11 protein-coding genes are annotated in these 11,915 nt (G+C 66.8%); 2 read left to right on the plus strand and 9 right to left on the minus strand.

Features of this window, described 5'->3' with window-relative positions; translation table 11 throughout:
- Nucleotides 1-3: 3 nt before the first annotated feature.
- From V7S63_RS16555 to dps, 6 genes are all read right to left on the minus strand, one after another.
- Nucleotides 4-678 (minus strand): SH3 domain-containing protein, encoded by a 675-nt coding sequence (locus V7S63_RS16555; protein ID WP_336531000.1) that lies wholly within the window; start codon nucleotides 676-678, stop codon nucleotides 4-6.
- Nucleotides 665-1,609 (minus strand): hypothetical protein, encoded by a 945-nt coding sequence (locus V7S63_RS16560; RefSeq protein WP_336531001.1) that lies wholly within the window; start codon nucleotides 1,607-1,609, stop codon nucleotides 665-667. Before V7S63_RS16560 ends, V7S63_RS16555 begins: the two co-directional genes overlap by 14 nt.
- Before the next feature lie 148 nt (nucleotides 1,610-1,757).
- Complete coding sequence (locus V7S63_RS16565) at nucleotides 1,758-2,339, minus strand: YqaA family protein (RefSeq protein ID WP_091841274.1); 582 nt, start codon at nucleotides 2,337-2,339, stop codon at nucleotides 1,758-1,760.
- A 171-nt stretch (nucleotides 2,340-2,510) separates the two neighbouring features.
- Complete coding sequence (locus tag V7S63_RS16570; RefSeq protein ID WP_336531002.1) at nucleotides 2,511-4,139, minus strand: alkaline phosphatase D family protein; 1,629 nt, start codon at nucleotides 4,137-4,139, stop codon at nucleotides 2,511-2,513.
- Between the two features lie 69 nt (nucleotides 4,140-4,208).
- The gene (locus tag V7S63_RS16575) at nucleotides 4,209-7,037 is read right to left on the minus strand and encodes a valine--tRNA ligase (RefSeq protein WP_336531003.1); all 2,829 of its coding nucleotides are present in this window, start codon (nucleotides 7,035-7,037) and stop codon (nucleotides 4,209-4,211) included.
- Nucleotides 7,038-7,172: 135 nt separating this feature from the next.
- Nucleotides 7,173-7,652: a DNA starvation/stationary phase protection protein Dps gene (gene dps, locus V7S63_RS16580; RefSeq protein ID WP_091841266.1), complete on the minus strand. Its 480-nt coding sequence runs from the start codon at nucleotides 7,650-7,652 to the stop codon at nucleotides 7,173-7,175.
- Nucleotides 7,653-7,784: 132 nt separating this feature from the next.
- Between dps and V7S63_RS16585 the strand changes: the two genes are divergently transcribed.
- Complete coding sequence (locus tag V7S63_RS16585; RefSeq protein ID WP_336531004.1) at nucleotides 7,785-8,270, plus strand: pyridoxamine 5'-phosphate oxidase family protein; 486 nt, start codon at nucleotides 7,785-7,787, stop codon at nucleotides 8,268-8,270.
- A 10-nt stretch (nucleotides 8,271-8,280) separates the two neighbouring features.
- Entirely contained in the window at nucleotides 8,281-8,496 is a 216-nt protein-coding gene (locus V7S63_RS16590) for a hypothetical protein (RefSeq protein ID WP_091841260.1), read from the plus strand.
- Between the two features lie 162 nt (nucleotides 8,497-8,658).
- Here the strand turns inward: V7S63_RS16590 and V7S63_RS16595 are convergent, their stop codons facing one another.
- The 3 genes from V7S63_RS16595 to V7S63_RS16605 all read right to left on the minus strand — a co-directional run bounded on the left by V7S63_RS16595 (nucleotide 8,659) and on the right by V7S63_RS16605 (nucleotide 11,799).
- Nucleotides 8,659-9,258, minus strand: coding sequence for a PopZ family protein (locus V7S63_RS16595; RefSeq protein WP_336531005.1), 600 nt, complete (start codon nucleotides 9,256-9,258; stop codon nucleotides 8,659-8,661).
- Between the two features lie 267 nt (nucleotides 9,259-9,525).
- Nucleotides 9,526-10,917, minus strand: a complete 1,392-nt coding sequence (locus V7S63_RS16600; RefSeq protein WP_336531006.1) for a TolC family outer membrane protein — start codon at nucleotides 10,915-10,917, stop codon at nucleotides 9,526-9,528.
- 240 nt (nucleotides 10,918-11,157) lie between these two features.
- Nucleotides 11,158-11,799, minus strand: coding sequence for a protein-L-isoaspartate O-methyltransferase family protein (locus V7S63_RS16605; protein WP_336531007.1), 642 nt, complete (start codon nucleotides 11,797-11,799; stop codon nucleotides 11,158-11,160).
- Nucleotides 11,800-11,915: the final 116 nt, after the last annotated feature.

Consider the following 11,915-nt stretch of genomic DNA (forward strand, 5'->3'; position numbering starts at 1 on the left):
CGTTCAGCCGCTGTCGCAGCTCGTCTCCTGCGTCGCGCAGATGCGGTCGACCCAGGCACGGAACCGGCCCGCCTCCGCTCCGGCTTTCGCGGCAGGCTTGATCTCGAGCCCGGACAGAACCTCGCTGTCAGCCGGCAGGCCGTACTCGATCAGCACCCATTTGCCGCTGCAGCCGAGAAGCCGACCGTTCTGGACGAAGGCGTCGCCGTCGAGGCTGAGCCCGTCCTGGCCGGAGAGGACAGCCGGCGCCTTGGCGTCCGGGCGCAGCCGGCCGGCGGCAGCCTGCGACTTCACCGTCAGCTTGCGCCCGCTGACCCAGCCCGAGCCCTTGAACATCGGCCGGGGCGGCGCGTCGGTCAGCATCTCGTTGTCGCGCGCCTTGGCGATCCTGAACCAGCCATTGGCCCCGGCCGAAACCTCGACCTCGACCATGGCGCGCACCGGCGGATCGTCGCCGCTGAGCTTCACCGGCGGCAGCGTGCCGACCACCTTGTGATTGGTGCCCGGGCCGGCGCGGACGTTCAGCCCCGCCGGGTCGGTCTCGCTGACGAAGGCGCCGAAGGAGCAGGCGACCTGCCCGGCCGGCGCCGGCATGACGCCCTCCGACTGCGCCCGCACGGCAGGAACGGCGAGCAGGACGATGGCCAGGCCGGCGGCAAGGGCTTCAGGACGCAGCATTGACCAGCACGTAGTAGAAGGCGCCGGGGGTCCCGACCGCCTTGAGGAAGGTCGGGTAGCGATTCTTCGGGATGGTCTGGCAGCCGGCCGACCAGGTGTTGGGCTCCAGCACATTGTCCGCCCCGCCGCGGTGAATGTACATGCTGGTCCCCGCCCCCGACGGGTCGATCCGGCTCTTGTCGTCCTGCGTGAAGCGCCCGTCGCCGTCGGTGTCGCGCTCGGCGACCTGCGTGCTCTTCACCTGGAAGGCGCGGTCGCCCAGGAAGCCGCCCTTCTTCTCGAAATACTGGTAGGTGCCCTCGGTCAGGCGCCCGGCATCCTTGATGCCGTCCTTGTTGATGTCGACGCCGTCGGCCTTGCTGAACTTGACGCCCTTGTAGCGCGCATCGCCGCCGCTGGCGCGCTGCGAGTACTGGGCGCCCGGCTCGGTGCAGATCGGGAAGCTCGCGAGCTCGCGAAAGCGCCCGGTCCGGCGCATCACCACGACGAGGTCGTCATAGGAGCCCTTGCCGCGATTGGCGATCGTGCTGCTTTCCTTGCGCAACGCCAGCAGGACGAGGCGGCCGAACCTCTGGTCGAAGCGCGCATCGGTCGAGCCGAAGCGCCAGAAGATCGCCGAATAGGAATCGAATTCCTGCTTCGGCGTGCGGAACTGCGGGGGCTCGGCGGAGGGGCGCCGGAAGCGGGTGTCGAGGACCTCGCCATGGAAGTCGCGCCAGTCGCGCAGGCCGCGCAGCCGCGTCTCCGCGGCCGGGCTGAGATGGGCCTCGACGACGCGCCAGAAGAAATCCTTCAGGCCAGGCGGCACCGCTTCGACGATGTCGCGCCAGCGCGAGAAGGCGATGACCTTGTCCTGCCGCAGGCAACGGTCGAACTGCCGGGCGAAATTGGCGAAATCGAGTTCGGCGAGATCCGGGCGGCGGGCGCTCATGCCTCGCCATCCGATCGTTGGAGTGGGCGCATCGAACCCTCCAGCGCTGCATCGTTCAGGGCGACCATAAGGCATCGCCGCCCGAAGGGCAGGCGGCGAGCAGCAGGTTCGTCAGCAGAATGTGGAGGTCTGGGGGTTTTTCGCTCGCTCAGAGCACCATCGGCAGCACGAAGAAGCCGCCGACGACGACCACCACCAGCGCCAGCGCCGTCATCGGCAGGTGCTTCTCGATGAAGATGCGGATGTCGTCGCCGTAATAGCGCAGCGCCACCGCGATCATCGCGAAGAAGGTGACGCGCGAGATCACCATGCCGACGGTGAACTTCCAGATGTCGAAATGCAGGAAGCCGGACATGATCGTGACGATCTTGAACGGGATCGGGGTCAGGCCCTTGGTCAGCAGCACCCAGAACCAGTAGTCCTGCGAGGTGTGGATCAGGTGGGCCGCCTTCTCCTGCAGACCGTAGATGCCGATCAGCCAGGCGCCGACCGATTCATAGAGCAGCGCCCCGATCGCATAGCCGAGATAGCCGCCGGTGACGGCGCCGAGCGAGCAAACGCCGGCATAGACCCAGGCGCGGTCGGGCCGCGCGATGCACATCGGGATCAGCAACGGGAGCGGTGGCAGCGGGCTCACCGAACTTTCGACGAAGGTGATGGCGAAGAGCAGCCAGGGCGCGGCAGGGTGAGACGCGTAGGAAACGCACCAGTCGTAAGCACGCTTGAGCATGTAGGGGAAACCGTTCCTGGGTTCTCGCGCCGGTTGCAGGGCTGCCCTGCGTCCCATGCATTAATTCAATTGTCGCGGTCAGGCCACTAATCTCTTGGGCTAGAGTCAATATGACGACAGGTTCATGGCGTCGCAGAGGCATGATGGTTGCCGCGCCTCGCAAGCGGTTCACTAAGCCGGCTTCATACCCGGCTGCCCCGTCTCGACGACGAAGCTCGCCCGGGTCGAAACCGCAGCGCCGGCCACTGTGACCTTGTCGAGAACGCGGTAATCCGCCTGCCAGCGATCCTTCGACAGGCTGTGGCGCATATAGCCGCGCTGGTTGTTGAAAAAGCCGATATGCGGGTTCTTCTTCAGCCCCGCCTGCCCCGCCTTGGTCATGTCGGCGCCATCACCGCCCGAGGTGATCGAGGTCGACACGAACTCGACGCCGAGCGTCTTCGATCTCGGATCATCGAAATCGGCTTTGAGCTCGCCCGCCCAGTTCTGGTGGATGTCGCCGGTCAGCACCACGGCATTGCCGATCCCGGCGCTTTCCAGCGTGTCGAACAGCCGCTTGCGCGCCGCAACGGCGCCGTCCCACTTGTCCATGCTGTAGCCGGTCTTCTCCGGGTCCGGATCGCGGTCGTGGCGCATGAGCATGACCTGCTGCGCCAGAACGTTCCAACGCGCCTGCGAGGCGCGCAGGCCTTCGCCGAGCCAGGCCTCCTGCTTCTCGCCGAGCATGGTGTTCTCGGGCTTCAGCGCGTCGGCGCAGGCTGCGTGCGAGCCGTCGCCGCAAGGCTGGTCGCTGCGGAACTGGCGGGTGTCGAGCACGTCCATCTGGGCGAGATCACCAAACTGGAAGCGACGATAAGCCTGGATCCACGGCCCGTTCGGCAGCGAGGTCCGGCGCAGCGGCATGTGCTCGTACCAGGCCTGGAAGCCGGCGGCGCGGCGCAGCGCGAAGATCTCCGGCGGGATGTTCTCCTCCGAGACCATCCCGGCGAAGTTGTTGTCGACCTCGTGGTCGTCGAACGAGACGATCCACGGGGCCGAGGCATGGGCGAGCTGGAGATCGGGGTCCATCTTGTAGATGGCGTAGCGCTGGCGATAGTCGGCGAGCGTGTAGATCTCGTCGGGTTCGCCCGGCATCACCCGTGCCACCGGCAGCGGCCGCTCGTTCGGCCTCACCATGCGGTACTCGTAGATGTAGTCGCCATAGTGGAAGACGAAATCGAAGCGCTCGTCGGCGACATGGCGGAAGGCGGTGAAGAAGCCGTCCTCGTAGCGCTGGCAGCCGAGCACGCCGAAATTGACGCGCTCGAGGCTCGCGCCGGCAGCCGGCAGCGTCCGGGCGCGGCCAATCATGGTCCGCTCGCCGCCGCAGCTGAAACGGTAGAAATAGTCGCGATTGGGTTGGAGTCCGGCGATCTCGACATGGACCGCATGCCCGAGCTCGGGCCGCGCCAGTGCCGTACCGCGCTGGACATTGCCGCGCATATTGGCTTCGGTCGCGATCTCATAGGCGACCTCGACCGCCTTCATCGGCATGCCGCCATTGCGGGCGAGCGGAAGCGGCGCCAGCTTGGTCCAGATCACAAACCCATCGGCGGAAGGGTCGCCCGAGGCAATGCCGAGCCCGAACGGATAGGCAGCGAAGACCGGATTGGCCCAGACGCGCTGGTCGATGACGCCACCGCTCGTCAGCAGGAGGCCGGAGGCCGCGAGCCCGGTCAGGAAGCGCCGCCGCGACGGCGTGCCGGCCTCGGTCAGGAAATCATCGACGCTGAACTGACCGAAGGCGTTGCGGCGGAACATGGCAGGGCTCCAGGCTCGTTGCCTGGAACCATACCAAGTTTCGCCTGACGCGCACGTGACAGTGGCCGCTCAGGCGAGCCGTTCCAGTGCCTCCGCGATTTTGAGCTTGCGCGCTTCCGCCGCTGCCTTGCGCTCACGGTTCTCCTCGACGATCTCCTCCGGCGCGCGCGCCATGAAGTCGGGATTGCCGAGCTTCCTCTCGACCGCAACGATGTCCTGGTCGAGCTTGGCGAGCTCCTTGTTGAGACGCCCGCGCTCGGCGTCGAGATCGATGATCCCGGCCAGCGGCAGCGCCGCGACCTCGCCGCGCACGATGATCTGCGCCGACTGGCCGGGCGCCTCATCGGCGAACTCGATCGCGGAAAGCCGCGCCAGCCGCTCGATCATCGGCGCCCAGGCCTGGACAGCCGCCTTCGTCGCGGCGCTCGCCTTGACCAGCACCAACGGCACCTGCGTCCCACCCGGCACATTGGTCTCCGAGCGGATCGAGCGGATGTCTGAGATGAGATCGACGACGAAGCCGATCTCGGCCTCGGCCGTCTCGTCGACCAGCGCCGACAACTCCGGCCAGCGCGTCAGGCAGACCAGACCCGCCTCGCCGGCCGGCACTGCACGCGCCGCACCGGCATGGGCCTTCTGCGCCCAGAGCTCCTCGGTCAGGAACGGCATGAACGGGTGCAGCAGCTGGCAGATCAGGTCGATGACATGCGCCACCGTCGCCTGCGTCTCCGCCCGCGCCGCAGTGCCGGCCGCGTCCAGTTCCTCGGCCTGAAGCACCGGCTTCGACAGTTCGAGATACCAGTCGCAGAACTGGCCCCAGACGAAGCGATAGGCCGCATCGGCCCCCTCGTTGAACTTGAAGCTCTCGATGCCGGCGGCGACCGTCTCGGCGGTACGCGCCGCCTCGGACAGGATCCAGCGGTTCAGCGGCAGCGTCGCCGTCGCCGGGTCGAAGCCCTCCGCCCGCAGGCAGCCATTGATCTCGGCGAAGCGGGCCGCGTTCCAGATCTTGGTCGCGAAATTGCGGTAGCCCTCGACGCGCGAAGTCGCCAGCTTGATGTCGCGCCCCTGCGCCGCCATCGCCGCGAAAGTGAAGCGCAGCGCATCCGCGCCATAGGTGTCGATGAGCACCAGCGGGTCGATGACGTTGCCTTTCGACTTCGACATCTTCGCGCCCTTCTCGTCGCGAACCATCGCGTGGAGATAGACGTCGCGGAACGGCACCTCGTCCATGAAATTGAGGCCCATCATCATCATCCGGGCGACCCAGAAGAAGATGATGTCGAAGCCGGTGACCAGGGTGGCAGTCGGATAGTAGCGCTTGAGCTCCGGCGTCTCCTCCGGCCAGCCCAGCGTCGAGAACGGCCACAGCGCCGACGAGAACCAGGTGTCGAGCACGTCGTCGTCGCGCTTGAGCTCGACCGGCCCGCCATAATGGCTAAGCGCCAGCGCCTGCGCCGCTGCCTCCGACTCGGCGACGAAGCATTCGCCGTCCGGCCCGTACCAAGCCGGGATCTGGTGGCCCCACCAGAGCTGGCGCGAGACGCACCAGGGCTCGATGTTCTCAAGCCAGTCATTGTAGGTCTTGGTCCAGCTTTCCGGCGTGATCCGGGTCTTGCCGTCCCTGACCGCCGCGAGCGCGCGCTGCGCCAGCGGCTGGACGTCGACATACCACTGGTCGGTCAGCCAGGGTTCGATCACAACGTCCGAGCGGTCGCCATGCGGCACGGTGTGGGTGTTCGGCTCGACCTTGCGCAGCAGGCCGCGCGCCTCCATCAGCCCGACCACGGCCTTGCGCGCCGCGAAGCGGTCACGACCGTGCAGCGCCAGCGTCTCGGCTTCGGGCGCAGCGCCTTCCAGGAAGTCGGCATTGTCCTGAATCAGGATGCGAGCTTCCCCGTCCAGGATATTGACGACCCTCAGCGAATTGCGCTTGCCGACGTCGAAGTCGTTGAAGTCGTGCGCCGGGGTGATCTTGACCGCGCCGGTGCCCTTCTCCGGATCGGCATATTCGTCGCCGAAGATCGGGATGACGCGGCCGACCAGCGGCAGGACGGCGTTCTTGCCGATCAGCCCCTTGAGCTTGTCGTTCTCCGGATGCACCGCGACGCCGGTGTCGCCCAGCATCGTCTCCGGCCGGGTCGTCGCGACGGTGATATAGGTCGCAGGATTCTCCGGATCGTAGGCGGCGCCCTCGATCGGATAGTCGAAATAATAGAGGTGGCCGTTCGGGTCCTTGGCCAGCGCCTTTTCCAGCTTGCCGGCGTCGAACGCCTCCTCGCCGCCGCGTTGCCACTTGAACGAGCCGGTCTTCTCGAGCTGCAGCACTTCGATGTCGGAGATCGCCGTCTGGAATTTCGGATCCCAGTTCACCAGCCGCTTGGCGCGGTAGATCAGCCCCTGCTTATGCAGGCCGACGAAGACCTTGAGGACGGCGGCAGAGAGCCCCTCGTCCATGGTGAAGCGCTCGCGCGACCAGTCGCAGGAGGCGCCGAGGCGCTTGAGCTGGTTGACGATCGTCCCGCCCGACTCCTCCTTCCACTTCCAGACCTCGGCCAGGAAGGCCTCGCGGCCCATGGTCCGACGATCGGTCTTGTTCTCGGCCGCGAGCTTGCGCTCGACCACCATCTGCGTCGCGATGCCGGCATGGTCGGTGCCGGGCTGCCAAAGCACGTCCTTGCCGCGCAGGCGCTCGAAGCGGCAAAGGAGGTCCTGCAGCGTGTTGTTGAGCGCATGGCCCATATGCAGCGAGCCGGTGACGTTCGGAGGCGGGATCACGATGCAATAGGGCTCGGCCCCGGGCGCAGCCCCGCGACCCGCCTTGAAGGCGTCCGCCTCCTCCCAGGCCTTGTTGATGCGCGCCTCGACGGAGGCCGGCTCGAATGTCTTGTCCATCATCGCTCTGCTCGAACGCCAAACGGCCGGGGAACCTGCCCCGGCCGCGAAAACGAAAGCCAAAAAGGTCTGCGGTCTTAAGAGCGCACCGACGGGCGTCCCGTCAACGATTTCGATGCATGGCGGCCTTGTCGGTGTTCAGGCGGCGCTCGATTGCAGGAACCACAGCGCCTTGTCGAGGCTCTGCGAGTAGGCGGTGAGCAGATCGGCGGTGCCGGCATCCCCCGCCTCGTCGGTCTTGTCGATCGCATCGCGAACGCTGTTCGCCGCGCCGGCGTAGCGCTCGATCAGCGCATCGAGATGATCCTTCACGGAAAGGATGTCCGTCGGATAGGGCTTCAGGCTACTGCCGGACGCCACCGTCTGGGTCGTGCCAAGGGCGGTGCCGCCAAGCTGGGCCACGCGCTCGGCGACGGTGTCGACATGCTCGTCCAGTTCCTTGCGAAAGCCGTCGAGCATCAGATGCACGCCGATGAAGCCAGGCCCCTTCAGGTTCCAGTGCGCCTGCTTGGTGGCGAGCGCCAGATCGATGCCGTCCTGCAGGCGCTCGTTGAGAATGGCGATCACTTCATTCTTGGCGTTCGACGGCATGTCGATCCGCGAGGCGGGCTTCTTCATTGGGGGACACTCCAGACGAGGCGCGCGCTTTGGCGCCGCATGCCCTCTCGAACGCGGATCCTGCCCAAGCGTTCCGCGGGAACAGACCGGCCCGACGCCAGTTGGGCATAGAACCAATGTAAGGAGGCCCCGATGACCAGGAAGACCGACCAGGACCGCGCCTGGGAGCTGATCGAGGAGATCGGCCTGTGCATGCTCGTCAGCCATGACGGCAATGGCGACCAGCTGCGCGCCCGCCCGATGAGCGCCCACGCCCACCGCGACGAGGATGCGATCTATTTCCTCACCGATCTGCGCTCTCACAAGGACGACGAGATCGAGATCAACGAGAATGTCTGCCTCTGCTTCGGCGACAACGGATCGTACAAATATGTCTCCGTCACCGGCACGGGCAACCTGCTGGATGACCGCGAGCGCGTGGCCGAGCTCTGGTCGCCGGCTGCCCGTGCCTTCTGGGAAAGCAAGGACGATCCCAACATTCGCGTGCTCAAGGTGCGGCCCACCTTGGCTGAATTCTGGGACAGTCCCGGCAAGATCGTGACGTCGGTCAAGATGGCGGGCGCGGCGATCACCGGCTCGCGGCCCGATCTCGGCAGCAACCGCAAAGTCCTGCTCTGAGGGGGCGATAATGAGACTTCTCGTTCACCTGGTCGGCGCCTGGGTCGCGTCGGAAGCGGCGTCCGGCCGCTACCCCCGTCCCCTGTCGCTCGGCATGCAGCTTCTGGTCTCGCGGCTCGGCCCTCAGACCGCGCTGATGGCGCTCGCCGGCTACGCTATCCAGAGTCTCAACGAAGGCGGGGCCTTCGGGCCGCGCCGGGCACCCGTCCGGAAAGGGCGCCGCTAGATCATCGCACGTCTGATCCGACGCGATCACGATGATCTATCACGTCTTTATCGCGTCGGATTTTCGAACGAAGCGGCACTGGCTCGCGTGAAGAAACTTCGATAAAGCAAAGACCGGGAGAATTGCAGTGCTTCGGAGAGGCGCGGCAATTCTCAAGAAGCCTCAGCGTCGCCCGCCGCGGGCGACGCGCTCGATCTCCGCACGCACCAGCCGCTCGACCATGGCCGGCAGGTTGTCGTCGAGCCAGGTCTTGAGCATCGGCTTGAGCATGTCCTTGACCAGATCCTCCAGCGTGCGCGCATTGTTGCTGAGCACGGTGTTGGCGAGCGCGCCGAAGGCGTTGTGCACGGCTGCGCCGGTCTGGTCGGAAATCAGCGCTGCCATGTCCATCGGCGGTGCCGGCTGCTGCTGGAACGGCGGCTGCTGGATCGGCGGCGGCACGAAGGCCTGGGGCTGAGGCGGCTCCGGTTCGGGCTCGGGCAATGCCGCTGCCTGCGGCTCGACGAAGTCGATGTCGTCCGCAGCTGCCGCGACCGGCTCTTCGACGATGCGCTCGGCCTCGGCACCGAGGTCGAGCACGTCGTCCTCGATCAGCTCCGGCTCTGGTTCGGGTTCCGGCTCGGGCTGCGGCGCCAGTGCGACCGGCTCCGGAGCAGCTTCCTCCGGCGGCGCGGCAGGCTTCTCGTCATCGGCGATGATCCGCCGGATGGAGGCGAGAATCTCCTCCATCGAAGGTTCATTGGCCTTGGGCTGCGCGCTCATGCTGATTCCGGTCACTCGACGCAAGAGACGCCTCAGGAATCAGTGCGCCCCGCTGCATGAGTATTTCATCGGAAAACCGGCAGGCAAGGCGCCTGGAGGCCGGCCCACAGGAGAAATCCGGAGTGTTGCTCCGGCGCTGCGCCGCGCCGGCTTCAAAGCATGGTCGAGCGAAGCGGATACCCGGTCGCGCGCAGAGGATACGGCGCTGCAAAGCGCGGAATCATGTCCGCGTTTCGAAGACGCGCGGACATGCTCGAGCGCGCCGGCTCAGCGTCCGTCCGGCGTCTGCGTGCCCCAGAGCAGGCCCTTGACCTGATCATAGTGCTTGCGCGCATCGTAGTGCTCGGCCCTGAGCTTCAACGTTTCGGACGAAAGTTTGCCGATCGCGGAGAGGACGGCATAGGACGCCACGACCCGGTCGCGCTGTGCCGTGACCAGCGTCGAGCGAGCGCTGACCAGTTCCTGCTGGGCGTTCAGCACGTCGAGCGTGGTGCGCTGGCCGACCTTGGCCTCTTCGCGCACGCCGGCGAGTGCGGTCTCGGCAGCCTGCACCTGTGCCTGCGCGGCGGTGATCTGCGCCTTGGCCGCATCATGCGCGCCCCAGGCCGAGACGACGGCGGCACGAACTGTGTCGCGCGAGGTGTCGACCTCGATCCGGCGCTGACCGGCCGTCTCCTTGGCCTGCCGGGTGCGCGAATAGACCTGCCCGCCCTCGTAGATCGGGATGGTCAGGGTCGCGACCGCGCTGGCCGAGGTGCGGTTGTCGCCGAAGAACTGGTTGTCGTAGCGCTGCGTCACCAGGCCGCGTACGCCGACCGTGGGACCGAGATCCGCCTCGGTGACCTTGACCTGCAGCTCTGCCGCATCGACGCCGTGCAGCGCCGCGATGATCGCCGGATGCGCCTGCAAGGCGCCGTTCAGCGCGGCCGGCAGCGACTTCGGCAGCAGGTTCTCGACCGGACGGCCGGGCGCGAGCTGCCTGGGCTCGGTACCGACATTCTGGCGGAAGCGCGCGATCGAGGTCTTGAGATTGGATTCGGCCAGGATCGCCTGCGACTGCGCCGAGGACAGGCGTGCCTCGGCCTGGGCTACGTCGGTACGCGTCACCTCGCCGACCTGGAAGCGATCCCTGGTCTGACGCAGCTGCTCCTCCAGAACCTCGACGTTGTTCCGGTTGAGGTTGAGGATCGCCGTGTCGCGCAGCACGTTCATATAGGACGTCGCCGCGTCGAGCAGGACGTTCTGCTCCGTGTTGCGCAGCGTCGCGCGCGCCGCCAGCACCTGCGATTCGGCCTGGCTGACGGAGCTGCGGGTCTTGCCGCTGTCGAAAATGTTCTGGTCGATCTGGACGCCGGCGCCACGCGGGTTGAGGCGGGAGAGATTGCGGCTGTGCGTGCTGCTCTGGGCGCCGGCCGGCGTGTCGCTCTCGGTGATGCTGGCGCCGATATCGGCGGATGCGGTGATGCGCGGCCGGTAACCGGAGAGCGCCTGCGGCACGTTCTCGTTGGTGGCGCGCACTGCGGCGCGCTGTGCGTTCAGCGTCGGATTGGACGCGTAGGCACGCCCCAGCGCCGCTTCCATCGTCTGCGCCAGCGCCGGCGAGCCCGTCACGGCTCCCAGCATGCCGGCGAGCAGCAGCCGGCTCGCGGTCTTCTTCAAGGTCGGTCGCGTTACAATCACTGGACGCCTCTTGTGCGGACTCTAGTCACGCCCAGGCATCGCCCCAGCCTCGGCACTCGATTTAAAATCATAAGCTTCGCAGCCCGTCTCGCCAATGATGCGAGAGGAACCGGCCGCTTTTCAATTCGCAACTGCCGCAAAAATGCGACACTCCCGCCGGGATTAGTACCGACGGGCTAGCCCTTCTGGGGAAAACCGGCCTCGAGGCCGGCCTTGCCCTCACAGCGCGAACACCTCAGCCTTGCGGAACTCGCGAAGAATCGGCACTGCCGCGTCGAAGACCGGCCTGCCGGAGAGCGATTCGCCCACCTTGCGGTGGAGCGTGACGCGCGCCGCGCGCCCCACCCCTTCGACGACGATCAGCCGTCCGTCCTGGCGGACATGACGGAAGAGCGCCTCTGGCTGCGTCTCGCAGGCACCGCTGACCAGCACCGCGTCGAACTGCCTGTGCTCCGGTAGCTTCGCGAGCAGTTCGACAGCCGGCACGCCAGGCTGCGCGAAAGCGGCGCGCGCCAGTGCCAGGGCAGCCTCGTCCGGCTCCAGCAGCGTCGTCTTGGCGCCCATCGCCGCCATCAGCGCCGCGCCATAGCCCGAGCCACCGCCGTATTCGAGGGCTTCCTCGCCCGGCTGCAGGTCGAGCACCTGGATCATCCGCGCCGTCACCATCGGCGCCGGCAAGGCCCGGCTCGTGCCCGGCAGCGGCTCCTGACGGTCGAGATAGGCCAGATGCGAGAGCTCGCCAGGCAGGAATGCCTCGCGCGGCACCGTGTCGGCCGCGGCGAGCACGGCCCGATCGGTCACGTCATAGGTGCGCAACTGGCAATCGACCATCATGCGCCGCAGTTCGGCGAAGCTGCTCATGCTCAAATCTCCGGAGGAAGGCGCCCGAACGAACGCCTCGACCCTGCCCGCGGGTTTTGGGCGAGGCGGCGGCAAAAGGCAAGTCGCCGCGGTAGCGCAAGCCGGCCTCAGCCGCG

Source organism: Allobosea sp. CCNWLY174, assembly GCF_037120455.1.
Lineage (GTDB): Bacteria > Pseudomonadota > Alphaproteobacteria > Rhizobiales > Beijerinckiaceae > Allobosea > Allobosea lupini.

What these genes read in the sequence shown, in the direction of transcription:
- V7S63_RS16555 (WP_336531000.1), bottom strand. Translation starts at nt 678, where the DNA reads ATGCTGCGTCCTGAAGCCCTTGCCGCCGGCCTGGCCATCGTCCTGCTC.
- V7S63_RS16560 (WP_336531001.1), bottom strand. Translation starts at nt 1,609, where the DNA reads ATGAGCGCCCGCCGCCCGGATCTCGCCGAACTCGATTTCGCCAATTTC.
- V7S63_RS16565 (WP_091841274.1), bottom strand. Translation starts at nt 2,339, where the DNA reads ATGCTCAAGCGTGCTTACGACTGGTGCGTTTCCTACGCGTCTCACCCT.
- V7S63_RS16570 (WP_336531002.1), bottom strand. Translation starts at nt 4,139, where the DNA reads ATGTTCCGCCGCAACGCCTTCGGTCAGTTCAGCGTCGATGATTTCCTG.
- V7S63_RS16575 (WP_336531003.1), bottom strand. Translation starts at nt 7,037, where the DNA reads ATGATGGACAAGACATTCGAGCCGGCCTCCGTCGAGGCGCGCATCAAC.
- dps (WP_091841266.1), bottom strand. Translation starts at nt 7,652, where the DNA reads ATGAAGAAGCCCGCCTCGCGGATCGACATGCCGTCGAACGCCAAGAAT.
- V7S63_RS16585 (WP_336531004.1), top strand. Translation starts at nt 7,785, where the DNA reads ATGACCAGGAAGACCGACCAGGACCGCGCCTGGGAGCTGATCGAGGAG.
- V7S63_RS16590 (WP_091841260.1), top strand. Translation starts at nt 8,281, where the DNA reads ATGAGACTTCTCGTTCACCTGGTCGGCGCCTGGGTCGCGTCGGAAGCG.
- V7S63_RS16595 (WP_336531005.1), bottom strand. Translation starts at nt 9,258, where the DNA reads ATGAGCGCGCAGCCCAAGGCCAATGAACCTTCGATGGAGGAGATTCTC.
- V7S63_RS16605 (WP_336531007.1), bottom strand. Translation starts at nt 11,799, where the DNA reads ATGAGCAGCTTCGCCGAACTGCGGCGCATGATGGTCGATTGCCAGTTG.